Source organism: Psychrobacillus sp. BM2 (assembly GCF_048572895.1).
In the GTDB taxonomy this organism is placed as follows: domain Bacteria; phylum Bacillota; class Bacilli; order Bacillales_A; family Planococcaceae; genus Psychrobacillus.
Genome location: NZ_CP183878.1, coordinates 1334181 through 1360249, shown reverse-complemented (window position 1 = coordinate 1360249; position 26069 = coordinate 1334181). Strand labels below are relative to the sequence as shown.

General features: G+C 35.8%; 23 protein-coding genes and 4 pseudogenes. 8 read left to right on the top strand and 19 right to left on the bottom strand.

Translation table 11 applies throughout. The annotated features are described in order from the left end of the window. Positions 1 to 29: 29 nt before the first annotated feature. From ACN6MX_RS06065 to ACN6MX_RS06040, 6 genes are all read right to left on the bottom strand, one after another. Positions 30 to 1022: an NADP-dependent oxidoreductase gene (locus ACN6MX_RS06065; protein WP_419961747.1), complete on the bottom strand. Its 993-nt coding sequence runs from the start codon at positions 1020 to 1022 to the stop codon at positions 30 to 32. A gap of 171 nt (positions 1023 to 1193) precedes the next feature. After that, complete coding sequence (locus ACN6MX_RS06060) at positions 1194 to 2255, bottom strand: alkene reductase (RefSeq protein WP_419961746.1); 1062 nt, start codon at positions 2253 to 2255, stop codon at positions 1194 to 1196. Positions 2256 to 2291: 36 nt separating this feature from the next. Further along, entirely contained in the window at positions 2292 to 3140 is an 849-nt protein-coding gene (locus ACN6MX_RS06055) for an alpha/beta fold hydrolase (protein WP_419961745.1), read from the bottom strand. Positions 3141 to 3227: 87 nt separating this feature from the next. Continuing rightward, the gene (locus ACN6MX_RS06050; RefSeq protein ID WP_419961744.1) at positions 3228 to 3809 is read right to left on the bottom strand and encodes a TetR/AcrR family transcriptional regulator; all 582 of its coding nucleotides are present in this window, start codon (positions 3807 to 3809) and stop codon (positions 3228 to 3230) included. Positions 3810 to 4091: 282 nt separating this feature from the next. Further along, positions 4092 to 4295: a DUF4083 domain-containing protein gene (locus tag ACN6MX_RS06045; protein ID WP_419961743.1), complete on the bottom strand. Its 204-nt coding sequence runs from the start codon at positions 4293 to 4295 to the stop codon at positions 4092 to 4094. A 299-nt stretch (positions 4296 to 4594) separates the two neighbouring features. Then, positions 4595 to 5053 carry an SAM-dependent methyltransferase gene (locus tag ACN6MX_RS06040; protein ID WP_419961742.1) on the bottom strand — a complete coding sequence of 153 codons (459 nt, stop codon included), beginning with the start codon at positions 5051 to 5053 and terminating at the stop codon, positions 4595 to 4597. A 447-nt stretch (positions 5054 to 5500) separates the two neighbouring features. On the opposite strand from ACN6MX_RS06040, the pseudogene ACN6MX_RS06035 reads away from it, so the two are divergent. Beyond that, a pseudogene (locus ACN6MX_RS06035) lies at positions 5501 to 6723 on the top strand (IS110 family transposase). Between the two features lie 154 nt (positions 6724 to 6877). On the opposite strand, the gene ACN6MX_RS06030 reads toward ACN6MX_RS06035, so the two are convergent. The 5 genes from ACN6MX_RS06030 to ACN6MX_RS06010 form a co-directional block, all read right to left on the bottom strand. Then, on the bottom strand, positions 6878 to 7321 hold the full coding sequence (locus tag ACN6MX_RS06030) for a DNA topology modulation protein (protein WP_419961741.1): 444 nt from the start codon (positions 7319 to 7321) through the stop codon (positions 6878 to 6880). Positions 7322 to 7735: 414 nt separating this feature from the next. Then, complete coding sequence (locus ACN6MX_RS06025) at positions 7736 to 7963, bottom strand: hypothetical protein (RefSeq protein ID WP_419961740.1); 228 nt, start codon at positions 7961 to 7963, stop codon at positions 7736 to 7738. Beyond that, positions 7963 to 8283 carry a YbjQ family protein gene (locus ACN6MX_RS06020; RefSeq protein WP_419961739.1) on the bottom strand — a complete coding sequence of 107 codons (321 nt, stop codon included), beginning with the start codon at positions 8281 to 8283 and terminating at the stop codon, positions 7963 to 7965. Before ACN6MX_RS06020 ends, ACN6MX_RS06025 begins: the two co-directional genes overlap by 1 nt. A gap of 55 nt (positions 8284 to 8338) precedes the next feature. Further along, complete coding sequence (locus tag ACN6MX_RS06015) at positions 8339 to 8653, bottom strand: alpha/beta hydrolase family protein (protein ID WP_419961738.1); 315 nt, start codon at positions 8651 to 8653, stop codon at positions 8339 to 8341. Further along, on the bottom strand, positions 8607 to 9137 hold the full coding sequence (locus tag ACN6MX_RS06010; protein WP_419961737.1) for an alpha/beta hydrolase family protein: 531 nt from the start codon (positions 9135 to 9137) through the stop codon (positions 8607 to 8609). Before ACN6MX_RS06010 ends, ACN6MX_RS06015 begins: the two co-directional genes overlap by 47 nt. A 720-nt stretch (positions 9138 to 9857) precedes the next feature. Between ACN6MX_RS06010 and ACN6MX_RS06005 the strand changes: the two genes are divergently transcribed. Both ACN6MX_RS06005 and ACN6MX_RS06000 read left to right on the top strand, forming a co-directional pair. Further along, positions 9858 to 10886, top strand: a complete 1029-nt coding sequence (locus tag ACN6MX_RS06005; RefSeq protein ID WP_419961736.1) for a PTS transporter subunit IIC — start codon at positions 9858 to 9860, stop codon at positions 10884 to 10886. Positions 10887 to 11510: 624 nt separating this feature from the next. Then, entirely contained in the window at positions 11511 to 11753 is a 243-nt protein-coding gene (locus ACN6MX_RS06000; protein ID WP_419961735.1) for a hypothetical protein, read from the top strand. 690 nt (positions 11754 to 12443) lie between these two features. Here ACN6MX_RS06000 and ACN6MX_RS05995 read toward each other — a convergent pair. Next, entirely contained in the window at positions 12444 to 12911 is a 468-nt protein-coding gene (locus ACN6MX_RS05995; protein ID WP_419961734.1) for an Imm30 family immunity protein, read from the bottom strand. Between the two features lie 16 nt (positions 12912 to 12927). Beyond that, the gene (locus ACN6MX_RS05990; RefSeq protein ID WP_419961733.1) at positions 12928 to 13233 is read right to left on the bottom strand and encodes a hypothetical protein; all 306 of its coding nucleotides are present in this window, start codon (positions 13231 to 13233) and stop codon (positions 12928 to 12930) included. A 521-nt stretch (positions 13234 to 13754) separates the two neighbouring features. Between ACN6MX_RS05990 and ACN6MX_RS05985 the strand changes: the two genes are divergently transcribed. Then, the gene (locus tag ACN6MX_RS05985; RefSeq protein ID WP_419961732.1) at positions 13755 to 14720 is read left to right on the top strand and encodes an aromatic acid exporter family protein; all 966 of its coding nucleotides are present in this window, start codon (positions 13755 to 13757) and stop codon (positions 14718 to 14720) included. A gap of 358 nt (positions 14721 to 15078) precedes the next feature. On the opposite strand, the pseudogene ACN6MX_RS05980 reads toward ACN6MX_RS05985, so the two are convergent. Then, positions 15079 to 16142, bottom strand: a pseudogene (locus ACN6MX_RS05980) (P1 family peptidase). Between the two features lie 481 nt (positions 16143 to 16623). On the opposite strand from ACN6MX_RS05980, the pseudogene ACN6MX_RS05975 reads away from it, so the two are divergent. Beyond that, positions 16624 to 17434: pseudogene (locus tag ACN6MX_RS05975) on the top strand (IS1595 family transposase); the annotation flags it as partial. An 88-nt stretch (positions 17435 to 17522) separates the two neighbouring features. Here ACN6MX_RS05975 and ACN6MX_RS05970 read toward each other — a convergent pair. Continuing rightward, a complete protein-coding gene (locus ACN6MX_RS05970) occupies positions 17523 to 17846 on the bottom strand; it encodes an ATP-binding protein (protein WP_419961731.1) in 324 nt (107 codons plus the stop codon). Between ACN6MX_RS05970 and ACN6MX_RS05965 the strand changes: the two are divergent. Beyond that, positions 17778 to 18038: pseudogene (locus ACN6MX_RS05965) on the top strand (IS1595 family transposase); the annotation flags it as partial. The gene ACN6MX_RS05970 and the pseudogene ACN6MX_RS05965 overlap by 69 nt on opposite strands. Positions 18039 to 18403: 365 nt before the next feature. On the opposite strand, the gene ACN6MX_RS05960 reads toward ACN6MX_RS05965, so the two are convergent. From ACN6MX_RS05960 to efeO, 3 genes are read right to left on the bottom strand one after another with little or no spacing between them, the layout of a single operon-like run. Continuing rightward, entirely contained in the window at positions 18404 to 20119 is a 1716-nt protein-coding gene (locus tag ACN6MX_RS05960; RefSeq protein ID WP_419961730.1) for an FTR1 family iron permease, read from the bottom strand. Continuing rightward, positions 20094 to 21353 (bottom strand): iron uptake transporter deferrochelatase/peroxidase subunit, encoded by a 1260-nt coding sequence (gene efeB, locus ACN6MX_RS05955; protein WP_419961729.1) that lies wholly within the window; start codon positions 21351 to 21353, stop codon positions 20094 to 20096. Before efeB ends, ACN6MX_RS05960 begins: the two co-directional genes overlap by 26 nt. Before the next feature lie 6 nt (positions 21354 to 21359). Continuing rightward, positions 21360 to 22226, bottom strand: a complete 867-nt coding sequence (gene efeO, locus ACN6MX_RS05950; RefSeq protein WP_419961728.1) for an iron uptake system protein EfeO — start codon at positions 22224 to 22226, stop codon at positions 21360 to 21362. Positions 22227 to 22675: 449 nt separating this feature from the next. Between efeO and gdhA the strand changes: the two genes are divergently transcribed. Further along, positions 22676 to 24058 (top strand): NADP-specific glutamate dehydrogenase, encoded by a 1383-nt coding sequence (gdhA, locus tag ACN6MX_RS05945; protein ID WP_419961727.1) that lies wholly within the window; start codon positions 22676 to 22678, stop codon positions 24056 to 24058. 281 nt (positions 24059 to 24339) lie between these two features. Then, positions 24340 to 24480, top strand: coding sequence for a hypothetical protein (locus tag ACN6MX_RS05940; protein ID WP_419961726.1), 141 nt, complete (start codon positions 24340 to 24342; stop codon positions 24478 to 24480). A 140-nt stretch (positions 24481 to 24620) separates the two neighbouring features. Here the strand turns inward: ACN6MX_RS05940 and glgA are convergent, their stop codons facing one another. Further along, positions 24621 to 26057 (bottom strand): glycogen synthase GlgA, encoded by a 1437-nt coding sequence (gene glgA / locus ACN6MX_RS05935; RefSeq protein WP_419961725.1) that lies wholly within the window; start codon positions 26055 to 26057, stop codon positions 24621 to 24623. Positions 26058 to 26069 lie beyond the last annotated feature (12 nt).

Here is a 26069-nt window from a genome sequence, read left to right as displayed (position 1 = left end):
TGGTGTGGTGCTTATTCAGATACTCAGTATCACCTTAATTTAAGTATTACTTTCCCTTTAGCTTTACCTGTCTCTGTATACGCTAACGCATGTTTAGCTTCTTCAAAAGGAAACACTCGGTCAATTGTTGGTTTCACTGTTCCTGCTTCTAAAAGTTCTGATAAAATTTCTAACTGTTGCCCACTATGTTTCATAAAAAGAAAGGTGTATTTTATATCATACTTTTTTTCCAATCCAGTTATTTTTGAACTGACTAATGAGAGAATTGTTTTCTTAATTAGACCAAGTCCCATTTCTTTTGCAAAACGACCATTTGGAGTTCCAGCGATAGAAACAATTTTACCCCCTTTTTTTACTGTCAAAAATGACTTCTCTAATGTTTCACCTCCAACACTATCAATTACTGCGTCATAATCTTTTATGACGTCTTCGAAATTCACAGATTTATAATTAATGATTTTATCTGCTCCAAGTGATTTGGTTAATTCAATTCCTTCGTTAGAAGTCGTTGCAACATACGCTCCCATTTCTTTTGCTAGTTGTATAGCAAAAGTTCCTACGCCGCCTGAGCCAGCATGAATGAGAACTTTTTGACCGTTTTTCACACTCAATATATCATGAAGAGCTTGGTATGAAGTTAGTCCAACTAAAGGGATAGAAGCTGCTTCTTCAAAACTAAGGTTTTTTGGTTTTAAAGCAATATCTGCTTCATGAACAGTTAGATTTTCTGTAAATGTACCCATCTTTTCTGAACGAGGACGACCGTAAACTTCATCATCCACATTGAATTTGGTTACCCCTTTACCAACTTCGATAATGGTTCCACTAAAATCGTTACCTAACGTTAAAGGCATGTCGTATTGCAACAAAAGTTTTAATTCGCCCTTACGTATTTTTGTATCAAGGGGGTTTATACTCGCTGCATGTACTTCCACTAAAACCTCATTATCTCTTATTTTGGGCATTGGTCGTTCAATAAAAGTAGGATCCTTTTTATATCCTTCTATTACAAATGCTCTCACGCCAAAACGCCTGCCTCTCTACATTAATTACTAGTGAATTCCTGATTTTATTGTAAAACAAGATATCCTGAAACTTCATCATTCTCTTTTAACGCAAACATTATGAAACTCCCCAAGACTTGAATAGATATGGGAAAGTTTCATTAATTGTTCCTGCTGTTTATATGCCAGTTATTGTTTCATGGAAGGATAATCGATATATCCTTCCGCACCGCCAGCATACATTGTATTTCGGTCAGGTTCGTTCAATGGTGCGCCAACTTTTAAACGTTCCACCAAATCAGGGTTTGAGATTAACCAAGTTCCTACGGTAACAACATCAGCCACTTCACTATCTACGTCTACTTCTAAATGCTCTAAAGGGCGTCCTGGTCGGTTAATAAGAAGAGCTTGCGACCATAATTCGCGAATTTCCTGTACTAATGGTTCATTTCCAAAGTGCATGACATGAAGATAGGCAAGATTAAGCTTATCTAACTCCGCAATTAAATAACGATACATATTAATATTTGTTTCCCCTTCTTCTATCCCGTTCAATGTTCCTTGTGGGGAAAAACGAATACCTGTCCGTTCTGCACCTATTTCTTCAACTACTGCTTTAGCTACCTCAATCGCAAATCTCGAACGATTTTCAATAGAACCACCATATGCAGCTTGACGGTGATTTGCATTTTCGCTTAAGAACTGTTGAATAAGGTAACCGTTAGCACCATGAATTTCAACACCATCTGCTCCAGCTTCAATGGCTGAGCGTGCTGCTAAACGAAATTCATTAATGACTTCTTTAATTTCTCCTTCTGTTAACTCTCTCGGTGTAGGAATTTCCTTCATTCCTTCTGCCGTGAAGATTTCCACATTCGGTGCAATAGCTGATGGTGCAACAGCTTGACGGTGATGTGGTGTGTTGTCAGGATGAGAGACTCGTCCAACGTGCATCAGTTGAATAAACAGTTTACCGCCTTCACTATGAACTTTTGAAGTGATTTTCTTCCAACCATCAATGTGAGCTTTAGTATATATACCCGGTGTGTTTGTATAGCCTTGACCGTCGTCAGAAGGTTGAGTACCTTCACTGATAATTAAACCAACTGATGCTCGTTGACCGTAATATTCAACTGCTAAGTCACTCGGTGTCCCGTCTTCTAAGGCACGACTTCTGGTCATAGGTGCCATACCTATTCTATTCTTTAAGTTGAAATTCCCAATACGTACTTCATCAAATAATTTACTCATTATCAAGCTCCTTTTTTTGTTTGCTTATTATAAATCTTATAGTGATGTGGCATCTAAAAATGAATTCACATTCTCAGCAAATAACTCTGGGAATTGGAATAAGTGTCCGTGACCAGAATCGGGATAAATAATCAATTGGGCATTTGGTAACTTCTCAGATAAGATAAAACTATTTTTTGTTGGTACCATCACATCTTCGATGCCATTCGTCACAAGTGCTGGGTGAGGGATATTTTTCAACCAGTCATAATCTTGATCAGGCTTCGGTTGTGCCCATTTTGCAACAGCATTAAGTTGAGCAGCTTGAACTTGATCTGAACTTTCAAATTGTTTCTGACTCATAATTCGTTGCAGAGAATCCATCCCAGCAGATTTACTTGTTTCAGTTGATTTGTAGAAGAAGAACATGAAATTGTCTATGGCATTGTCTACATTTCCTCCATGACGTTTCATTCTTTCAAAAATCACTGGTTCTGGGTTTACCCCTGCTTCTGGAGAAGAACCAGCAATTATAATTCGACGAATAAGGTCTCCTTCTTGTAATGCTAATTCTTGTGCAACCATTCCACCGATTGAAAATCCTAAAAGATCAACTTTATTTAAATCCAGTGCTTTAATGAACGTTGCGGCATCCTGAGCCATTTCACTAATAGTTTCTGGTGTTTGCCCATTTGTTTCCCCCACACCTTTATTATCAAAAAGAATGACTGGTCGTTCTTTCGCGATTGGAGCAACCATATTCGGGTCCCAATTTTCCATTGTCCCTCTAAAATGCACTAAGAAAACAACAGGTGTACCTGTTTCAGCCCCAAATTTTCTGTAAGCAAAACGTGTACCATTCGCCTCTATAAATGTTGATTCTGTCGGTATTGTGAAGTTTGACATATGAATTCTCCTTATTTTTAATTTTGTTTTATCACATTAACATTTTAAGAACGACCGTTCTAGAATTAATAAAGAAAAAAGAAAGCGCTAATCTAACACTTTCAACATTAAATCAAGGATACTTTCTAATTTCTCTTTTGAATAGTTTGTTTTAACCATGACCCTTAAACCAACAAGGTTATTATGCAGAAATTGGGCAGTAATTTGAGGATTTAGCTCTTCATTCAACTCGCCTTTTTTTAGACCTTCTTCAAGCATTTGCTCGAACATAACCTCAGTATCTTTAAACATTTTTGTCACTATATGTTTAATATCTTGGTCTAGTAAGGATAGCTCTACAGCAGCATTTACTGATAGGCAGCCTGTTGGATAGACGTCTAATTCAGCTGATTGTATAACATAATTAAAAACATCCCGAACAGCTTTCTTTACTGTTGTAGAGTTACTGATAATTCCAGTAAATGTTTCGATAACAAACGTTTCATAGTAATTTAAAGAAGCTAAGAACAGTGAGCGTTTATCCCCAAATGTATCATATATACTTCTACGATGAATACCCATATAATCAACCAAATCTTGCATTGATGTTTTTTCATATCCTTGCTTCCAGAAGAGTTCCATCGCTTTTCTAAGGACGACTTTCTCATCAAATTCCCTATTTCTAGACATTTTACTTCCTTCTCCTTAATGGGCAATTTCCTTTAAAAACATTTTAGAACGACCATTCTATAATTAGAGTACACCATTTAAAATGAATAGTAAAGAATCAATTAGTTTACTTTTTATTTTGTATAACAGCTCCGTTAACGTAAAAAGAAATTTATTCATCTTAACCACAAAGTGTCTGATTACTTTTTCAGTTAACCTGCTTCTTTTGTTCAAAAAGAAAAAAGGCTTTACTTCTTCTTGAAGTAAAGCACCCATTAGTTTAAGTGTAATATTTCACAACTATTATTTTCTTAAAGAAAATTCATTTTCATCCTTATCCATTAACTCTATTATTTTATCCAATTTCTTTTCAAGTTCATTAAGTTGATGCTTTTTTGCCTGTTGATTCAAGAGTATTCTCCTAATAAATAGTGAAAACGATACTACAAATAAAACGATTAGCGCCAATACTATAATTTGATAAATCATGTCTCCCACATTAAACATTAAAACATCCCCTTGTATAGAAATGGTCAAGTACAACTGTATATTACCTCTAACATACCTTATTTTCTTCATTTTACCATTTTTTATTGATAATTGGATTCTTTATTAGTCATTCCTTATTCAACTAAACTGCTGCGTTAGTTCAATAAGAAAAAAGAGTTGCCTTAGAGCACCACTATGATCTTTCCTAAAGCACCTGCTAGTTTAAGTGCAATATTTCACAATCTAATTTCGTACTTCATTTCAATAAATGGTAAAAAGTTACTTTTACAGAGTTTATGAAATAATTACTTTTAATCTCACCAATAGTTTTTCATCAAAGAGATTGACCAATCCGGTTGGCTTACTTCATCTTTTGGTAGAAATTCTTTCATTACTGGCTTAATGTCGATAATTGGAGTTCCGTCTATTGCATCTAATCCCTTAACTATTAATACTCGCTGTTTTAGTTCAACAAGTTCAACAATAGTTACACCTAATTTATTTGGTCTATTTTTCCCTCTCTGAGCAAATATTCCAACCTCAGGATAATCTTTATTGTTTCTTGGGTGTCTTGCTTCATAATGAATTTTATCATCTGATACCTTATCAAAGAAAAAAATAATTTCTAAGTGTGAGAATTCATTAATACCTTTCAATGAAGATTCATTTATATTTTCCGCAAGTTCAATTGTTGATATGATTGAACCCCAATTATCATCCAAAATATCTTTTCTAGTATTATTTACAAAGGCAATTGGTTTGATAGAATACTGCATTTGTTTCATCTCCTATACATACTTCTTTAAGAAATAAGGTTCCGTTTTTCATCTTTATCATAACAAGCACAATTCTCAAAAGAAAATATAGATTAATTATACATAACCATAATTTTATCTTATTGAACTATCCTGCCGCGTTAGTTCAATAAGAAAAAAGGCATTACCCCTTCTTGAAGTAAAGCACCCGTTAGCCATCCATGTAGCGCAAAATCAGCGCTACACCACAGAGAATGAAAATGTGAAAACCTGGGTATAGGATACTACGGCTGGGAGAGGAAGGTCGATGAACTATGGTGCCATAGAGCCCATCCGTAAGTCTGACTCCAACGACCACGGTGCATCACAGACTGTCGCTCCCTTACGGGAAGCACTCATGGGAGATTAATCCTACTCTGGTTATTGCACCAGCCTCCAATACTATTTGCCGTAGAAAGGATGATTACAATGGAAGTAATCATTGAGCGTGCATGTGGTATGGATGTTCATAAAGACTCCATTACTGCCTGTATTATTACACCAAAAGGAAAGGAGGTTCAAACGTTTTCCACTAAAACTGTATTTCTATTACAGTTAATTGACTGGATTAAGGAGCATGGTTGTACTCACGTAGCAATGGAAAGTACAGGTGTATTTTGGAAACCTATTGTTAACTTGCTAGAAGCCGAGAGCATTGAGTTTTTAATAGTGAACGCTCAACATATGAAAGCAGTACCGGGTCGCAAGACCGATGTAAAGGATGCCGAATGGATTGCCAAACTTCTTCGACACGGTCTACTTAAAGCAAGTTTTATTCCAGACCGAAATCAGCGAGAATTACGAGAGTTAGTTCGATACCGTCGAAGTATCATTGAAGAGCGTGCGAGACAACATAATCGGATTCAAAAGGTGTTAGAAGGAGCGAATATTAAACTAGGTTCCGTTGTCTCCGACATCATGGGTGTTTCGTCTCTTGATATGCTTCGCGCTATCGCCGATGGCGAAAATGATCCAAAAAGCTAGCTAGCCTAACCCGTCGATCAATGAAGAAGAAAAAAAGTGAACTGGAGCTAGCTCTTCGGGGATATATCAGCCCGCATCAACGTCTCATGTTAAAAACCATTTTGGTCCATATCGAATTTCTTACTGAGCAGATTGAAATCTTAAACGAAGAGGTGTCTACTAGATTATCCTCCCACAAAGAAGATATTGAGCGATTAGATTCTATTCCCGGCATCGCCACTCGAATGGCCGAACAAATCTTAGCCGAAGTCGGTACGGATGTCGAGAAGCAATTCCCCAGTTCCGCGCACTTATGTTCATGGGCAGGATTAGTACCTGGACATAATGAGAGTGTGGGCAAAAGGAAATCAACCAACATGAGAAAAGGAAACAAGTACTTGAAATCAGCATTAATTGAAGCAGCTCATTCTGTCAGAGGATCTAAAACCTATTTGGCAGCCCTGTATAGGCGTACTGCATCAAGAAAAGGTAAAAAGCGTGCAGGAATATCAGTAGCTCATGCCATTTTAAGAATCAGCTACTATCTCCTAACACGCAAAGAAATGTATGTAGACTTAGGTGAAGATTACTTTGATAAGCAAAAAGAACAATCGATTGTACGATATTCTGTTCGAAGACTTGAAAACTTAGGTTACAACGTGACAATCACTGAACCAAATGTCTCCTAATCCAACCCACAATTTGATTCTCATTTAGGCGCTGCACTTTTTTAAAAAATAATTGAGCTGCGTCAGATTTCGTATTGTCTTTTTTTCTAAATCGAAGATTTTAATTTTCATGGGAGTTCAAGAAAAAATCTCCTTTAACCCTTTTAAGATAAGATTACAACTCATTATTAACTTTATCTAAAAAAAGTTGAACTTCTCTTAGAGATGTTAAAATAATGACTTTCTTATCATTTGGTAATTGTTCAAGTTTATTTAAAACAACAGGTTTCTTGGTTTTCGGGTAATCCCAAACCCATTTCAGAAAGTCATAATCAAATCTCTCATTGTTGCCCTCTGCCATATCTGGTCTTGATTTTCCGCGATATTGAATCATCCTCTTGAAAACTCTGTAGATGCATATTACTCTACTAATATCAACAAAGATAATGGTGTCTACTGCATTCAGTCTTATATCCATTGTACAGTTATAATTTCCATCAATAATCCATTCTTCTTTTTTAACCAATTCATTTTGAACTTTTCTTTGTTCCTCTTTGGATGTTGGTGTCCAATTTGGCTTCCAAAACAATGTATCTAAATGATATACTTCTATGTTCAACTTTTCCCCTAATCATCATGCCAGAGTAGACTTCCCTGACCCTCCTGAACCAATCAATGCAATCTTTTTCATTGTATGCTACCTCTTTATGTACTTTTTAAAATACTAACGGGTGTTTTAGTAAACAAGAAAAGAGAGCTATATTATTAGCTCTATATTTCACTCAAGCACCCGTTAGTTGAATAAGGTTTTGCGACTATATTAAATAATATTGTACAATACAGAAAAAAGAGACACCATTATAAAATAACAGGTCTCTTTAAGTGGAAAAATTGGTAAAAAAGCACGCAAAATTGCAGCTTTTTCCACAAGGGATTAGCATATGGATTTTGCGTAATTTAAATAAAATAGGGATGCCAAATGATTCTTCTTTTAGCATAATAAAGAACACGTTTTTTTTCATTGCATTTGCAATTATTTCTCATTTTTATAAAAGCGTTCACCTGTATCAGGATTATAATACACTCTTGTCTTCTCGTCAGTTACAGGGTCTATACTTATTTCTTCCGTCGATTGAAAACCATCAGGAATTTTTACACCGTGATTGCGTTTAAACCGTTTGTCATAGATAAAATATCCAAGCAATATGCATACGATAAGTATGATGACTTCTAAAACAACATAGCCTATGATGAATTTCATTAAATTGACTCCACAACAACAGCAGTTCCATATGCCACAATTTCACTCATGTTTTTACCGATTTCTCCAGAATCATATCTCATCATTACAATTGCATTTGCCCCCATTTGATTAGCGTTTTTTATCATACGGTCCAATGCTTCTTTTCTCGAATCTTCCAACATTGCAGTATATTGTTTAATTTCTCCACCTACTAGAGATTTTAACCCTGCCATGATATCGCCACCGATGCCTCTGCTTCTTACTATCAGACCAAATGCAGGTCCTTTTACTTCAAGAATTTTGTAACCTTCAATTTTTTCTGTGGTAACTACCAACACATTTATCGCCTCCAGCTTAGTTACTTTGGTAACTAAAAATTTTACATGATATTTCCTAAATAGAAAGAATCCATTCAGAAATATCTTCAATAACTTGTTTATCTATTTGTTGTGCAACCTTATACTCTTTTTTTGCTTTTAGTATCTCGCCGTAAACTGAAGGCATAAACAAATGATTTAGGTTCGGGTAAAGTTTAAAAGTCGCATTTGGATTGTCTGCCAATAATTTTTTATAACCACCAAATTCTTTTTCTACTGATACTTGGAAATCTTTATCACCTTGCAAAATTAAAACTGGTTTTTCTAATTCATTTAGATAATTGCTAGATGGATTGTTCACCCATTTCTTTGAAGTAGTAAGCCATAACATATTTCCCCAAAACTTTAGTTGATTTTGCTTCTTCTTCATTTAGATTATAGATGTTGTTGAATTTGGTTGATATTGTTGCTATTTGTTTTCTAGCAATTATTTTTAAAAATCTATTCAATGAATGTAAAACATCATTATTTTGGTCTATCATAATTTCTTCTAATTTGCGTGGCGAACCAGCCATAATGATGATTCCATTGAAGTTTCCACCTTCTGCATTAATTCTTGGAGCCAACATACCTCCCATACTATGACCTATAATAAATATTTTGTTTCCATCCATACGCGAATCCGCTCGTAAAAAGTTAGCTGCTAGGATAGCATCTTCAATTGTTTCTTCTTTAACGGATAATCCAGTTTCTTTTTTCAGTTCGTTGCCGTATACGAATGTTCTCTTGTCATAACGAAGCACTACAATTCCTTTTTTCGCCAAACCTTCAGCTAGGTCTTTAAAAGGATGATTATTTCCGATTTTTTCATCCATGTTACTTGGACCAGAGCCGTGAACTAAAACAAACGCAGGAAGCAATCCATTATCTTTATCAGGAATAGTCAACATTCCGTTAAGTGGGTACTTTGTTCCAGCCCATATTACAATTTTCTTTTTTCATTGTGATTTCCTCCTTTACATATAAACGACACGGTATAGTAATATATGCCTGTTTAACGTCTAGTGCTCAAATACGAAGTACAATTGGCGTTCAAGGTTAAATGAGGAAACTGAAACTCATCCTTGCTACCAACAGCAATTAATGGACTGATTTGAAACCTTAAAGAATATTATTCAAAAAAATCCATGTAGGATTTGTCACACTATGGGAAAACTTATTAACGCAATCCTTTGAAATAGTATAGAGAATAAATATGAAGAAACTGTGCAGAGCCTAACATATATGAATCTAATTAAATTTTTATTGAAGCATTAAAAGAAAAAGTGATGTAGTAGAGATTGCAAGGCCGAAGATATCATAAGATCTTTGGTTTTTTCTTACCAATTCTAATACTAGAATAGTATTGACTACTTTCTGAAATTATATTAATATTATAACAATTTACAAGTGGAAAGGAATTTAACAGAAGAAGTATCTATAATCAAACAAACAGAGCTTATTTTCATTCTTAAGTTACTCATCCATTCGGGGGGCTTTTTATTTTTTGAAAATTAGCAATATATTTAATGCAATATATTTGGAGGTATTTGAAAATGAAACAAACGACAAAACAATACATAGTTGAACGGATGTATAAGGGGTCTCAAGGACTTGCAAATGCAGTTCTTGTCACATTAGGTATTGGCCTTCTGATTGAAACGTTCGGAACATTTACTGGTTGGGAAGGCTTTACAACTATCGGTAAGGCAGCACAACTTATGCTTGCGCCTGCAATTGGTGCTGGTATCGCTTATCAACTAGGTGGAAATACATTAGTTATTTTCAGTGCGATGGCATCTAGTACAATCGGTGCAAATGCCCTTCATATGAATTCGGATGGAGCCTGGATTCTTACTACAGGACAACCGTTAAGTGCCGTGTTAGCTACCATTATTGCAGTTTGGGTTGGAAAGCGTATTGCTGGTAAGACAAAGTTAGATATGCTTGCTATTCCATTTGCAGCTATATTTATCGGAGGTGTCGCAGGTGTAGGATTAGCGGCAGTTACTACCCCACTTTTAGAGCAGTTAAGTAGATTTATCGCAAACTCTGTCTCAGGATCTCCTGTGATGGGGTCCATGGTTATCGCACTAGTCTGGAGTATTTTCCTGATGTCTCCGGCGTCTTCTGCAGCAATTGCCATTGCCTTACAACTTGACCCAGTTTCGAGTGCTGCTGCACTGATCGGATGTACGGCTCAGTTTGCCGGATTTACGGTGATGTCTTTTAAACAAAATGATTTAGGTGCCAATATTGCCCAATCATTTTTAACACCAAAAGTACAAGTGCCAAATCTCGTTAAAAACCCACTTCTTGTTATAGGGCCATTTTTATCTTCCGTCATTTGTGCGCCAATCGCGATATTATTGTTTCACTTTGAAGTTCCTTATACATTAGCGGGACTTGGCCTAAACTCATTTATTGCACCTTTAAATATTCTTGCTAACCAAGGTGTGATGGTTTTATTGATGTATATTGTCTTAGGCGTCATTTTACCAGCGGTCATTTCTCTTACTGTTTATCATTTACTCAAAGCTAGAGGATTAGCTAAGACGGGTGATTTACGTATGGAAATTCAATAGCCTTTAAATTTTTGACACAGATCTTAATCTCTTTGTGTCTGAACAATCTTTTCTTTTTTCTTCATTTAATATATTTTTTTTACGTAAGATAGTAAAAATTATTTGGAAGCAATAATTCCTTAATTTTTACCTTTACAATAAATTAACGAGGCAACCCAAATCAAATTTTGGGGTTGCCTCGTTAATTATAAATTTATTTCTTATAATGAAAAAATTAATGGTTACAGGTCTTTCCTTAGTTTTATCTTATCTATAGACGGTCGACACATTCATTTAGTTAATTTTTATATAAAAATTAAACTACACTTAATAAGTGCTGTTTTAATATTACATCTCTTCGAATTTCCTTTCATTTTATAGTTGGTTTCTAAGATTTCATCTTAAACTAAACTGCTCCGTAAGTTTAAGTACATTCTTTCACAAACTTTTTATCTTTCAACTTCAACATAAATATCCAGTTTGGTTGAAACTTATTTTATTATATGTAGGTAATCTTCATAATTCCATTTACGAAAAATCATCCTTTACCTTTAACACAGCCAATTTATTTAATAAAATTATTGGTTTTAGAATAAATAACCAAATAATAGACAATAGATATTGTATATTGGAGGTAATATGTTCATGATAATAATAAAAAAAAGTGATGATAAAATAATTTATTGCTACTGCTGTCGCAAAAGGACTTTATTTATACGTAGAGATTTGCACAATAATAGTGGTGTAGAGAGTCATTGTAGTGAATGTTCATACGTTTGGTTTGAATGGCAAAATCGAGCAATGGAGCGAGAAAAGGAAAAGTGGCTGGAGTATAATGGCGGAGTAGTTAATAAATTGAAAGGTAACGAACAAGTTTTTATACAATAACGACGATTTTCACCTTTATTTTCTTTGTTTTTCTTCCGTTTAGAAGATAAAACAACTGTCTGTCTCCTTTAGGTTGCTATTATAACTATATTAAAATGATAGCCCTGTTATCAAAACTTATTGGGATATGAATATTTTGATATCTCACTCCACTAGGTTTTTACATTAAATAGATTTCAATTCGCAGAATATTATATAAGACAATCATAGGTCACTTTCCCCTAGACAGCCTTTGGTTGAATAAAACATTATCGTTTCTTTTAGCATGTCTATACTGGTGATTCCAGTATCAAGATCAGTTGGGAAAGTCTGATCTTCTTTTTTATATAATCCCTCACTAAAACTAAGAAAATTGCTTCTTGTTTTTAGTTCGTATTTTACCGTACTTTTCATCGATATTTCTTGCATATTTGAATGCCATATCCTGGCCCCTGCTTAGAACAGTCCCATCATATCCGACAGTCCAAATGTACACCGTTTACATATTCTGCTCTACTTCGCATAGCTATGTTGTCTGAGAAACATAGAAATCATTAAGCTATTCGGTGGTATGAACGCACTTCTTTTTATTAGAGGTAGAAGCCCCCCTGTACCTCACTAGCTTTATATGCCATACCGCGAATCAATACTTATTAAGTAGTCCACAAAAAAAGAAACCTTGAAAGGTTGTAGCCAATCAAGGTTGTAATATTACTTTAAGTATTCTAATATTAAATTTACACTTTTTTCAAATTTACTTGGGTTCTTATCTTTAATAGCAATTAATTGAGAAATAATATATTCCTGAATATCTTTATTCAAGGTAGGTATAATTTCCTTATAAATATTCAACGATGGTCCATTATTTAAGATCCTCTTGTGAAGTCTCTTTAACCATTCCTTAGCATGAGGAAGCATTTTAGGAATAGAGTTTGCTAATTCTTTTAGAGATGCTTCAGAATTAACAATGTTATCATAAGATTCAATGGCATGAATCAATCCAAACATTACTTCGTCGTTTTCAGTTAAATCATCAAACCCTTGACACAATATTTCTATATGACTAACATCTTTCATCTCTAAAATATTTTCTATAGATTTCTCAAATTTTACTACTTCATTCTCATCTCTTAACAATCGATTATTCTTTAATTCAGTAAGTTCAAACAGAATTTCCAATTAAGTCTACCCCTTTTTATCTATCAAACATATCCGGATACTTCGATTTATTTAATCTAATTACTTTCACTAACGCTGAGCGTACCTCAGGAGTATAAAGCCCTTCTTTTATATAAATACTTCTTGCATCCATTATATTACGCGCTAAAACATCACGAGGTTGCAAGTTGAGATAATCTTCTAACTTCTTACCAGGCATTCCATATGTTTCTGTTTGACGGTGTCTTCCTCCTTTTCCAGGATGAGGATGTTCCATATTCAAACTTACACCATCATTTTTATGTACTTCTGCTTTTGTTTGTAGATATTTTGCAGAAGGCATATGGTGAGGGGTAATGTCATCACCACGTGTTCCAGCACCTGTTTACTCTTTTGTCCGCATAATTAATTTTTGGTACCGTTCTTATTTTACTGAAATGATTTTCACTATCTCGAAAACCTTATTAAACCAGACTTATTTAACTTTACCAAATTGAATTTAATCAGGTTACTCAAGGGTTACAAATTCGTCAAGGTGGGGTTCGCTGGTTCGAGATCAGTCAGGACCATATATTAGATAAGCGCATATCTGAAACCCTGTTGTATCAATGTTTAATTACGCTGATATCGACAGGGTTTTTCCAATATTTTTTTTCTTGTGTTGAATTTTTGAACCTATGTTAGAAACAAACATGAAAGTTTAAATGCTTACGTTTGTTGAATTAAACTTGAATATTTCTATACATAGAAGCTGATGCCAGCCGAGTATGGTGTTATGATGTACATATATGTGAATTCAATCGAATGTTTATAAAACAGGTAACCCACAAGAAATTACATAGAAATTAATAGGATGGTGCTTCTATGATTGGTATTGGCTATCGGACGATAAAGACTGCTTTAGGAGCAGGACTGGCAATTTGGATTGCGAATTTCTTGAACTTGGAATTTGCAACATTTGCAGCAATTATCGTTATTATGTGTATTGAAAAAACAAAGAAAAAGACATTAATTACGATTAAGGATAAATTCTTTGCCTCTCTTTTATCTTTGATACTTGGTGCTTTGTTGTTTGAAGTATTAGGTTATAATCCGATTGTCTTTTCATTATTTATATTATTATTTGTTCCACTCCTCGTAAGAGCTCACATCCAGGGTGGTTTTGTCACAAGCATGGTTGTCGTATTACATGTTTATACGGTAAAGGATGCTAACTGGGCTATTTTTCTGAACGAGCTCTATATCATTCTCATCGGTATGGGAATTGCTCTTCTCGTCAATAGTTTCATGCCTAATTTTAAGCGAGATATTGAAATTTTTAAGAAGGAGATTGAACAAAAGTTTGAAATTATTCTCTTTGAATTCTCCGCCCATTTAAGGGATAGTATGCGAAACTGGGATGGGAAAGAAATACTTGAGGTAGAAGATTTGATTAATCAATCCAAAAGCATTGCCATTCAAGATGTAGAAAATCATCTGTTGCGAAAACAAAATAAAGACTATTATTATTTAGAAATGCGAGAGGATCAACTAGAACTCCTAAAACATATGATGAAAATCGTTGCTATTTTCTCTTCATCCAGCCTTGACGTCAAACAGAAAGAAATTTCTGCAGAGTTCTTGGAGAATTTAAGTCGGAACGTTCATTCGGGAGATACAACGGACATTTCATTAAATGAGTTAGAGGAATTAAATGCCTCGATCCGTAAGATGGAGTTACCGAAGACAAGAGAAGAATTTGAAGTACGGGCGAATCTTTTTTATTTGACTTTTGAAATCAAAAACTACTTAAACATAAAGAAAAAACTTTTTGCAAAAAGAAGTCGATAGTGGAAGGAGCAGGTGAGAGAGGATATTCAGATGATTCTTCATGATTACATAAAATAACTGCGGATATCGATTATATAATGCTCTGTCGATATCCTCTCGATTTTTAATACATTTTCTGATTTTAAGTTGCTTGATGAGCCAAATGTGACATGCATTAATAACTTACCTATGTTTTAGTCCCAGGAATGTATTCAATACTTCACCCCTCTTCATAGTTTTAGATAATTGGTTGTCATGTGGCTCTTGGTTTTTTAACTACTTTTATTTCATCAACTTCAACTATTTCTATGTTTTTCACAAAAACAAATTGCTCTTTTTTTATAAAACTGAACTGGAAACTAACTGCATTTTTGCTGCGTCACTTAAGCGATATTTTAAACTTCTGGATTAAATCTTTAAAAGCTGGTCTTTCATTCCCATCTCGTCCAATCACAGATTCTGCAGTCACTAACGAATTCAATACAGCTTCTTCCGTAGCTTCTCCAACAGCTCTGAACGCTAAATCTATATCGGCTTCATGAATTTGAGGGATTGCGAGACAATGCTCTGGTTTGTCATGCGGAATTTTGGTGGCTGTTGAGAATCCTATGATGACCTCCCCACTTCCATTTGTAATGATTGAACCCGTTCTGGATAAACCTGTCACGTACCTTTTTATTATCCGATTCAATTGTCTCTCAGATACTGGAAGATCGGTCGCAACGATAATCATGATGGACCCTTTGTCCTCTTCTTTATAAGATTCGAGGATTGCTTCTTTCAATTCTTGACCAACTACTTTACCCTTAACCAACAAATCGCTTAAAATACCAAAATTGGACAACACCAAAACCCCGATTGTGTATTTTCCATGATCCATTTCCATTATCCTAGAGGATGAACCAATCCCTCCTTTTAGTGAATAACAAAGCATTCCAGTCCCTGCACCAACCGTTCCTTCTCTAAATACAGACGAAGTATTTTCTAGGGCTTGAAGAACATGTTCCGACTTCACAAACTTTGCCCTTACATCATTTAAGAACATGTCATTGCATTCACCGACTACAGGATTTACGGTTCCAGTCGTGCGTCCTATTTCAGGATTTTTTCCAACATATAATCAATTAATGTATCTGCAGTTAACCCGACACTTAATGTATTCGTTAAAAGAATTGGTGTCTCTAAAGTACCTAACTCCATTATTTGAATAGTACCCATCGTTTTTCCGAAACCGTTGATCACATGGCTGGAAGCAATAAGTTTTTCTTTAAAGATGTTGTCCTCATGCGGCAAAATAGCTGTAACCCCTGTTTGCATATTATTTTCGCTAAGTGTCATATGCCCGACTGTTACTCCTTTTACATCTGTGATAGCGTTATGCGAACCAGTTTCTAATTGACCAATTTTCACTCCGTAATCTCGTATTCTTTTTTGATCGAACATTTAATCTCCCCTTTTATACTTATTAGATGTAATGTTTAGATATTTCATTAATGTTAAAGATGAACCTCCATTCTTTTTTTCAATTTTCTGTTGCATTTCCTCTCATTTCTTACCTTAATTATACAGATTTTTTATAATTAACAGTTAGAATACCATTTTTATAGAAATACTACCAGTCGTAAAAGTACACTTCTCCGAACCTCAAAAGGAAAGAAACTTTAAAAGTTCCTTAGTTCCTTTCCATCCATTTGAATGATTCATTTCGTTTTGACATAAAACCTTTTTAGCTGAAAATTAACTAAATAGGGGGAAGCTGCTCAACTTTGTTATATACAATAGAGTTCCTACTATTATTTAAGTTGATAGTATGTATTATCAAACTTAATTTTAGAAGGCTATGTTAAAGTTATTGGTTGATTTTGAATAAAACGTCCTCTTTTGTAGTAGCCTGACTGTATACATTACAAAAGGGACAATTCATATGACTTTAACGAACATAATAGCTAATATTTCTTCCTTGAATGATAAGGACAAAGAATACATTTTAGATTAACTAACTCGCCATTTCTCGCCGTCCGCCTCACAACAAGGATCTTTAATCGGTGAATTGAGAGAGAGAAAGTTTTCTCATGGTTTTCATTGTCGGCATTGTGGAAACACATCAGTGGTTCGTTACGGGAAGCGAGATGGTCGCCAACGTTATAAGTGCAAAGACTGATATAAATTAAGCAGTGATTTGACCAATTCCCCTATGTATCGGTCGAAAAAGACAGATAAATGGATTCCATTAATAGAGTGTATGCTGAAAGGTCTATCACTTCGTGAAACAGCTTTACTAATTGGTATCACTCACGTAACCGCTTTTTACTGGAGACATAAAGTGTTGTCTGCCCTCGCAAAAGAAAGTATCGGTAATTTTGAAGGACTAGTAGAAGTAGATGAAACATACTTCTTGGAAAGCCATAAAGGACGAAGAGTTATTCCGAATCGAAAACCAAGAAAACGTTGCGGTTCTGCTTCCAAAAGAGGTATTTCCAATGAACAAGTATGTGTATTAGTAGCTAGAGACCGAAACAAAACAACCCTTTCCAAACGAGTCGGTTCAGGTAGAATTCTAATGGAACAAATTGATAACACCCTTACATCGCATTTTAAGAATGGTACGGTGCTTATTTCCGATGCTCACATCTTACAAATCTTACTCATCTACTAACGATGTGGAGCACATCATCATTGTTTTTGTCCATATTAAATTGAGCCAGAGTGATCACGTCAAAAGTGAGCCACTACATCATTATTAGTATCCAGTGGTGGGAAGATATGGGTGATTGGGATTCTTGCCCCGGAGGGCAAGAATCCCAATCACCCCGCGAATCGCGTTTAACCTTCCGCATTTTCATTCTGTTTCATACTTTGCCGGAATCGATAAGAAGGTCCATTCACAAGAAGAATATGAGACCTGTGGGCCAGACGATCAAGTAAAGCAGCGGTCATTTTTTCATCTCCAAAGGGGGATGTCCATTCTGTAAATTCAAGGTTAGTCGTTATAATTACACATGCACGTTCGTATCTACCTGAGAAAAATTGAAATAATAGCTCGGCCCCTGTTTTGGAGAAGGGGACGTACCCTAGTTCATAAACGGCAGTAAGAAAGAATATGTAAAGAAAGGCATCTACCACCTCAATAATATTAATAATTACCATTCCCATTTAAAGAAATGGATAGGTAGGTTTAATGGTGTTTCTACGAAGTATTTACAACTTTATTTAGTGTGGTTTCTATTCCTTGATAAGAGGAAAATGGAAAGCGATTTAAGCAAGAAAAAACAAATGCTTATCTTGGCAAGTGTTCATGGAACATGGGAAACCGCAGATAAATTAAGACTGAGAGACTAGGCATTCTAAATATAAATGTACATAAAAATGAGCTGAGAAATTTATCTCCAAGCTCATTGCATTTTGATATCCATTTTTTACTAAAGCAGCCGTTAGTTGAAGTAGCTTAATAAAAGGCTGTTTTCGTAAACTTTGTTGATTTATAAAATCAGATTATTATAAAAGGATTTGAAACTCTAATTTGAGGCGTTAGTTTAAGTGTAAACCTTCCATGTCACCATACCATTTCACTTAAATCAACCTTTACCTTTAACATAGCCTTTTAAAACTACAAATAAGTTTACTTTCATTTACAACGACTATTTCATTAGCATGATCAATTTAAACAAGGGTAGATGAATATACCAAATCATCTACCCTTCTAATTATTTTTGTTTCTTTTTAAAAATTATCGTTATGACCACTAGCATAAGTAAAATTGCTTGCCCAATCATCGTTTCTACCGTTGGATAGAAGCCGATGATATTGACTACTGGCAAGCCATCCACAATGGTTGTTGAAACTTTATCTCTTAGTTGCAATGTATGCAGACTGCCTCCAATAATTTTAAAGGCAAGTACATAAATTAACACCGTCGCTACTGCAAAGAATTTATGAATTGGAACTTTTCCACTTGCTTTAAATATAGCAAATGCAAAAATAGCTAATAATAATAGTGCCACAACGATACCTAATACAAAATGTAATGTCTCCATTTTAGGTGCTATTCCTGCGTAAAATACAAGGGTTTCTGCTCCTTCACGGAAAACCGATAGGAAGCTAATTGATGCCATGGCCAACACCGAACCACTTGATATCGCACTGCCCATCTGTTTGGAAATATAGCGATTCCAATTTGTCACACTCGATTTACTATGTAGCCAAATACCAACACCAATCATCATGGCTGCAGCTATTAAACCTACATAACCTTCCATTAGCTCACGATTTGTATCAATTGTTGCCGAATTCAAAATGGTTGACATTAAGATAGCAGCCACCGCTGATAATAAGATTCCTACCAAAGCGCCTAGATAAATCCATTTGCGCATTGTCTTTTGTCCTGATTTTTCAAGGAATGATATTAATGCCAAAATGATAAGCAATGCCTCTAAGCCTTCACGTAGTAAAATGAGCGCTGAATCCCAGAAAGTGTAATCTGAATCTACTTGAATCAGCTCTATTTCCGTGCGGAAATTATCAAGTTTATTTTTAATATCCTTGACATTGACTTTCGATTTCAATAAATCACTTACAAGTATTGGCATATCACTTTCAATCTTTGTATAAAGACTACCATTCCGTGTTGAAATATCAATTTCTACTCTTGGCCATATTTTAATGAACTCTCGGATTTTATCGGATGCAGCCTTGTAATCGCCTTCTTCGATCAAATCATTAGCCTCATCAATATAGGCAATTAATGTCGATAAAGAATACTCTCCTTCCACAACTTTCACAGTATCATGGCCTGCTACGAAATTCTCAATTGTTTGTTTTAATTCAGTGTATTGGGATTGCATTAAGGTAATTTCGGGCTCTTCTGAAGCAAGTGTTATTCGTATAAAAGCCATTTGCGTTTCAATTTGACCGTACATGGCAATGCTTTGCTCACGCACTGGGCGTTCGATTTTTTTCCATTTCGCATTAAAATCTTTATAAGCAATATTGATTGCAGCTACATCCCCACTTGCTAACGCTTTTTCGAATACTGTCATGATAGGTTTAAACTTTTGCCCAAATTCTGCTCGCTGTGCCACTTCATCTACAGGTTTTTCAAGCTTTTCTAAGGTACGTAAAGCATTCGATAAAGCTGATAGTGCCTCTAAACGTTCCTCTTTTGAACTAGCTTCGACCGCTTGGGCAAGAATTTCATCCACCTTTTCCTTTGCATCATTCTGTTTTGATGTGACAGAATCCCAGTCTGTTGCAAATTGATCAAGCGCGAGCTCAGCCTCCGCTTCCTTATTCTGCTTAGTATTCATTAAGGCATCACTAATAGAAATATATAAATGACTATACGATTGGGCGGCTTGCACAGGAACAGCAAGCGCCAATAATAAGCAAATAATAATGCTACAGCGCATTAAAAAGTGCTTCACCTAAATAACTCCCCTTCTGTACACCAGGGAAGCAAGCAAATACGGCACTGCCTCTATGGGTAATGTACTCATTCATTTTATCCATACGCCCTAAACTTTTTTGCACTGTTGTAAATTGGGCGGGATCTTTTTGAAAAGAAATAAAGATTAGACCAGCATCGTGTGCACCTGTATTCGAAATAACGCCTGATACATAGGAGTAAGAACGACGTAAAATACGAGCACCTGATTTACGTGCCAAATGGACATGTGACGTATTAGGCATAATATAGTCACCCTTACTATCTTTCGCTTCTACATCAAAATCATCAAATTCCTTTGTTTTACCAAACGGTGCACCGCTGTCGCGATAACGTCCAAATGTGGCTTCCTGATCCTTCAACGATGTACGATCCCATGTTTCTAGATGCATTTGAATTTTACGTGCGACCAAATAAGAGCCACCTTTGAGCCAGCCTTTATCAACCCACACGACTTTATTTAAATCTTTTCCATCAGTTATCGATGGATTGACTGTACCATCTTTGAATGCAAATAAATTACGTGGTGTTCCTTCTTCAGCGGGGAACGAGTTAAAGCCTGCCTGTGACCATTTGATTTCTACTTTGCCTGATGCTAAACGGATTAAATTGCGTATTGCATGGAATGCAACTTGTGGATCATCTGCACAAGCTTGAATACATAAATCTCCGCCAGTAAGTTCCTGTTGCAGTTGATCCTTTGGAAAATGTGGTAAGTCCTGTAGTTCATTTGGCTTTAAGTGTTGGATACCAAGCTTTTCGAAAAGCGATGGACCAATACCTATAGTAATGGATAAATTAGAGCCATCTAAACCCTCTGCTTCACCCGTATCACCAGTAGGAATTCTTATATTGTTTGTTAAATCTACCATTAATTCGCCGTTCATTAAACGGACAACAAGAGGTGTCCATTGTTTGAACAACTCTTGTAGCTCCTTCTTTGATGTCACTAAGACATTCAAAGAAGCGAAGTAAATATTCTTTTGAACGGGTGTAACGATGCCAGATTGATGTTTACCATAGAAATCAACTTTGTTACGTGCTATGATGCTGTCCGCAACAGGCTCAAATACATTATAGCTCATTGCTTTTATCACACCACCTAAACCTGAAGCCCCAATTGCAATCCCTGCTGCTCCAATACCTGTTAGCTTTAACATTTCATATCTGGATATTTTTTTATTGATCCATTTTTCATTGTTTGACTCTGTCATTTATGCTCACTCCAAAATAATACCCATTTGACTTAATGGCTCGCCGAGTTGGTTAACAGCTGCTGAAAGTGCCTTCGTATTTTCTTCTGTTAATTCTTCATAAGAAACATAGCCTCCGCCTGTTGTCTCGTGTTGTGCAAGTAAATCATCGACTGCTTTGAACTTTTCGTCTAAAGTTGCCACTAACTCTTTATCTTTTGCTTCTAATTTTGAGCGAAGAATCTCAAAGATTTTTTCTGCACCTTCAATATTAGCTTTGAAATCATATAAATCCGTATGAGAATAGATTTCTTCTTCACCCGTAATTTTAGATGTCGATACTTCATTTAATAAATCAACTGCACCTGTAATCATTAAATCAGGCGTTACCTCTACAGTTTGAACAAGCGCATGTAATTCCTTCGCATCTGCAAGAAGCTGATCTGCTACATCTTCATAACCCGCCGTTGTATTTTCTTCCCAAAGTTCATATTCAAGTTTATGATAGCCGGTCCATTCTTCTTCGCCTTTACCTTCTTCTTGGATATCAGCTAGTCTTCCATCAATACGTGGATCAAGGTCACCAAAGCTTTCTGCAATCGGCTCAGAACGTTCGAAATACATACGTGCTGGTGCATAGGCTGCTTTTGCGCCTTCAATATCGCCAGCCTTAAATAATTTTACAAATTTTTCTGTTTCTAATAAGAATTGGTCCATTTGCTCTAAAGCAAATTGTTTATAGGCTGATAGTTCCGTAGATAAATCAGCCTCTTTTGCTAGTTCTGCTTGCTCGGTTGATGTCTTACCTTCTTTTTTCGCTTCCTCTGAATTACCACAGCCAGCCATAATAATGCCACCTGCTACTAATACTGACAATAACGATTTATATTTCATACTTGGAACCCACTTCCGAATTTAGTTTATATTTTCATTGATAATGATAATCATTATTAATATTTATTGCAAGAAGTATTTCATCTAAAGAAAAAGCATTCTTTTAGAGTTTATTTATTCAACCAATTAGCTAATTGTATATTGTTGGTTTCTTAATTTGTTCTAAGTTCACCTAATTAGGACTGTCTTTATTTATGTCGCAATTTTTCTTCAATCTCATATTCACTCACATTCGCGATGTAAAAATACTAAACAGCTATTTTCAGCCCCCGACAGTACACTCAATAAGTTTTTCCACCAATCCTCTCTCTTCATCTCATATCGGCATTATTATTATCTAATTTTCATATTGTTTAGATTATTTTTCAGTAATAAAATAAACTAATCAAACATTTAGAGAAGCGAATGAAAATTATTATTGTTTTATCAAAAGGAGTGCTATAGAACATATGACTACGATATTAGAAAATAATACAGCGGAAACAACAATTGCGACCAATTATGTAAATGAAGTATTTCAAAATGTGAAAAAGCGTAATGCTCATGAAAGCGAATTTCATCAAGCAGTTAAGGAAATTTTTGATTCGCTCGTACCTGTTTTCGCCAAGCATCCGCAATACATGGAGCATAGTATTCTGGAAAGAATTGTGGAGCCAGAAAGAATTATAATCTTCAGAGTGCCATGGGTCGATAATAATGGTAAAGTACAAGTCAACCGCGGATTCCGTGTACAGTTTAACAGTGCAATTGGTCCCTACAAAGGAGGCTTGCGTTTCCATCCATCAGTTAACTTGAGCATCATTAAATTTCTTGGATTTGAGCAGATTTTTAAAAATTCTCTTACTGGTCAACCAATTGGAGGAGGCAAAGGCGGTTCAGACTTTGATCCAAAGGGGAAATCTGATGGGGAAATCATGAGATTCACTCAAAGCTTTATGATGGAGCTCAGCAGACATATTGGACCTGATGTTGACGTACCAGCTGGTGACATTGGGGTTGGTGCACGAGAAATTGGCTATATGTTCGGACAGTATAAAAGAATTCGTGGTGCCTATGAAGCAGGAGTACTAACCGGCAAAGGTGTTGGATATGGCGGGAGCTTAACACGGACTGAAGCTACTGGCTATGGGACTGTCTATTTTGTACAGGAAATGCTTAAAGACAAAGGACTTGACTTTAAAGGCAGCACAGTTGTGGTATCTGGGTCAGGTAATGTATCCATCTATGCTATAGACAAAGCAACGCAGTTGGGTGCAAAAGTTGTGGCCTGCAGCGATTCCAATGGCTATATTTATGACCAAAATGGCATTAATCTTGATACAGTAAAACGACTTAAGGAAGTAGAAAGAAAAAGAATCAGAGAGTATGTGAATGAACACCCCGAGGCACTTTACATGGAAGGTTGCTCTGGTATCTGGTCCATCCCCTGTGATATCGCTTTTCCATGTGCAACGCAAAACGAAATTGACAGTACATGGGCTAATATTTTAGTTTCCAATGGGGTAAAGGCTATTGGCGAAGGTGCAAATATGCCTTCATCACTGGATGCAATTGACGTATTTTTGAAAAACAACGTTCTCTTCGCCCCAGCAAAAGCAGCAAATGCAGGTGGAGTTGCGGTTTCTGCATTAGAAATGGCACAAAATAGTGCACGATTGTCCTGGGAATTTGAAGAAGTGGACGAAAAATTGCAGCAAATTATGAAAAACATTTACCAAAATAGTGTCAAAGCTGCTGAAGAGTATGGCTATCCAGGTAATCTGGTGGTAGGTGCTAACATCGCAGGGTTCTTAAAAGTAGCGAATGCAATGGTGACACAAGGAGTTATATAGTAAAAAAAAAGCCAAAAAGGGATTGCTAGATTCTTATTATATAAAAGGTGATTGCTTTGCACTTTGAAGCAATCACCTTTTTTTGCTGATATCCCAAAAAATTATTCGATGTTTAAGTTCCACTATTTTTGAAACTTTGATTTAAGGAAGAGTCCTTGATCAGTATTAATTGTAGCTTCAATGAATCTCTTCCAATTTCGTTAAAGAATCGTCAGGAACTAATCACTTTGAATAAGACCATTCTATACTGAGCACATTAAACTTTAGGAGGTGACGATACCATGGTAAAGAAAAATAAACCAAACTTTAAGAAGAAAGAACCTAATTCAAGAAATGACAATCGCGAAGAATTTGCAGAAGATCTAGATTTAAATCCAGCTAAACATAAAAATGCACAACAAAATAACCAACAGAAACGATAAAACTAATACTAACTTAAATGCAAAAATAGAATAATGCGCACTTGTATACTTAAGACATCTGTATGAAGCGCAAAAAAAAGATGACGCATCCCACTAGGGCGGCGTCATCTTTGTTTATGGAAATCTTTAATAGAACTTTTTTATTGATCAGATTTCAGGAGCTCCTGATACAATTTGAGGTATTGCTGCGAAGATGATGACCAGCTAAAATCAAGTTCCATTGTGTGCTCTACTAGATTCCTCCATTTGTTAGGCTGAAGGCAAAAAAGTGCCACTGCTTGCTCAATCGTATGTAGCATTTCGTGGGCATTATAATTAGCAAAGCTGAACCCATTTCCTTCTTCGGTAAATTTATTATATGGTATTACCGTATCCTTAAGTCCACCTGTTTCACGGACGATCGGCAAAGACCCATAGCGAAGTGCGAGCAATTGTCCAATGCCGCACGGTTCAAATTGGGAAGGCATTAGAAAAAGATCGGAACCAGCATAAATCTTTCGTGCCAATGCTTCATCAAAATATAGGTTCGCTGACACTTTATCGGGATAAGTTCCTTCAAAATATTTGAATGCTTCTTCATACTGCTCATCACCTGTACCTAGTAAAACAAACTGGACATTTAAGCCGATGATTTCGTGGAAGACATGTAAAATCAAATCTATCCCTTTTTGATCAACTAGTCTTGTAACCATTGAAATTATTGGAATCTCAGCGTCTATAGGAAGCCCCAATATTTCTTGTAGGTGCGCTTTATTTATAGATTTTCCCTTATAATCATCGAATGGAAGATATAAATTTTCATCATGTTTAGGATCATAGGAGTCATTGTCAATTCCATTTACTATTCCTTGAAGATCAGCTCCTATTTTTCGTAAAAATCCATCAAGTCTTTCCCCATAATAGGCAGTCTGTATTTCGACTGCATAGGTTGAACTTACAGTTGTCACGCAATCAGCAAAGGCCAATCCTCCTTTGAGGTAACTGACGTCTCCGTAAAACTCTAATGCGTCCATGTGAAAATAATGTTCGCTTATATCTAATAAATCAGAAAGCACTGATTTAGGATATACACCTTGGTAGCGTAAATTATGAATGGTAAAAACAGTTTTAATGTCCTGATAATATGGATTATTTTCATAATTTACTTTCAAATGTACTGGTATTAACCCTGTTTGCCAATCATGGCAGTGGATAATATCGGGGCGTTCATCTAAATATGGGAGAGCCTCCAGTACGGCTCGGGAAAAGAAAGCGAAACGTTCACCATCATCCCCAAAGCCATAACTTCCATGCCTTTTAAAATAATATTCGTTATCAAGGAAGTATACCGTTATCCCTTGATAATGTACTTTTTCTATACCACAAAATTGACGTCTCCAGCCTACAGGCACTTCAATGCTTTTGATCCATTGCATTTGTTCTTTAAAATGTAATGGAAGGTCACCATATTTCGGTAATATCACACTGACGTTTGCTCCCTTTTTATGTAAAGCTTGAGGCAAAGCGCCAATAACATCACCTAGTCCCCCTGTCTTTATAAATGGAGCGCACTCCGAAGCTGCAAATAAAACATTCATGCAATTCGTACC

What these genes read in the sequence shown, in the direction of transcription:
- ACN6MX_RS06025 (WP_419961740.1), bottom strand. Translation starts at nt 7,963, where the DNA reads ATGAAATTCATCATAGGCTATGTTGTTTTAGAAGTCATCATACTTATC.
- ACN6MX_RS05970 (WP_419961731.1), bottom strand. Translation starts at nt 17,846, where the DNA reads ATGGTAATTATTAATATTATTGAGGTGGTAGATGCCTTTCTTTACATA.
- ACN6MX_RS05940 (WP_419961726.1), top strand. Translation starts at nt 24,340, where the DNA reads ATGGTAAAGAAAAATAAACCAAACTTTAAGAAGAAAGAACCTAATTCA.
- ACN6MX_RS06050 (WP_419961744.1), bottom strand. Translation starts at nt 3,809, where the DNA reads ATGTCTAGAAATAGGGAATTTGATGAGAAAGTCGTCCTTAGAAAAGCG.
- ACN6MX_RS06060 (WP_419961746.1), bottom strand. Translation starts at nt 2,255, where the DNA reads ATGAGTAAATTATTTGATGAAGTACGTATTGGGAATTTCAACTTAAAG.
- gdhA (WP_419961727.1), top strand. Translation starts at nt 22,676, where the DNA reads ATGACTACGATATTAGAAAATAATACAGCGGAAACAACAATTGCGACC.
- ACN6MX_RS06040 (WP_419961742.1), bottom strand. Translation starts at nt 5,053, where the DNA reads ATGCAGTATTCTATCAAACCAATTGCCTTTGTAAATAATACTAGAAAA.
- ACN6MX_RS06015 (WP_419961738.1), bottom strand. Translation starts at nt 8,653, where the DNA reads ATGTTATGGCTTACTACTTCAAAGAAATGGGTGAACAATCCATCTAGC.
- ACN6MX_RS06005 (WP_419961736.1), top strand. Translation starts at nt 9,858, where the DNA reads ATGAAACAAACGACAAAACAATACATAGTTGAACGGATGTATAAGGGG.
- ACN6MX_RS06045 (WP_419961743.1), bottom strand. Translation starts at nt 4,295, where the DNA reads ATGTTTAATGTGGGAGACATGATTTATCAAATTATAGTATTGGCGCTA.
- ACN6MX_RS05985 (WP_419961732.1), top strand. Translation starts at nt 13,755, where the DNA reads ATGATTGGTATTGGCTATCGGACGATAAAGACTGCTTTAGGAGCAGGA.
- efeO (WP_419961728.1), bottom strand. Translation starts at nt 22,226, where the DNA reads ATGAAATATAAATCGTTATTGTCAGTATTAGTAGCAGGTGGCATTATT.
- ACN6MX_RS06000 (WP_419961735.1), top strand. Translation starts at nt 11,511, where the DNA reads ATGATAATAATAAAAAAAAGTGATGATAAAATAATTTATTGCTACTGC.
- ACN6MX_RS06010 (WP_419961737.1), bottom strand. Translation starts at nt 9,137, where the DNA reads ATGGATGAAAAAATCGGAAATAATCATCCTTTTAAAGACCTAGCTGAA.
- ACN6MX_RS05990 (WP_419961733.1), bottom strand. Translation starts at nt 13,233, where the DNA reads ATGCCTTCTGCAAAATATCTACAAACAAAAGCAGAAGTACATAAAAAT.
- glgA (WP_419961725.1), bottom strand. Translation starts at nt 26,057, where the DNA reads ATGAATGTTTTATTTGCAGCTTCGGAGTGCGCTCCATTTATAAAGACA.
- efeB (WP_419961729.1), bottom strand. Translation starts at nt 21,353, where the DNA reads ATGACAGAGTCAAACAATGAAAAATGGATCAATAAAAAAATATCCAGA.
- ACN6MX_RS06055 (WP_419961745.1), bottom strand. Translation starts at nt 3,140, where the DNA reads ATGTCAAACTTCACAATACCGACAGAATCAACATTTATAGAGGCGAAT.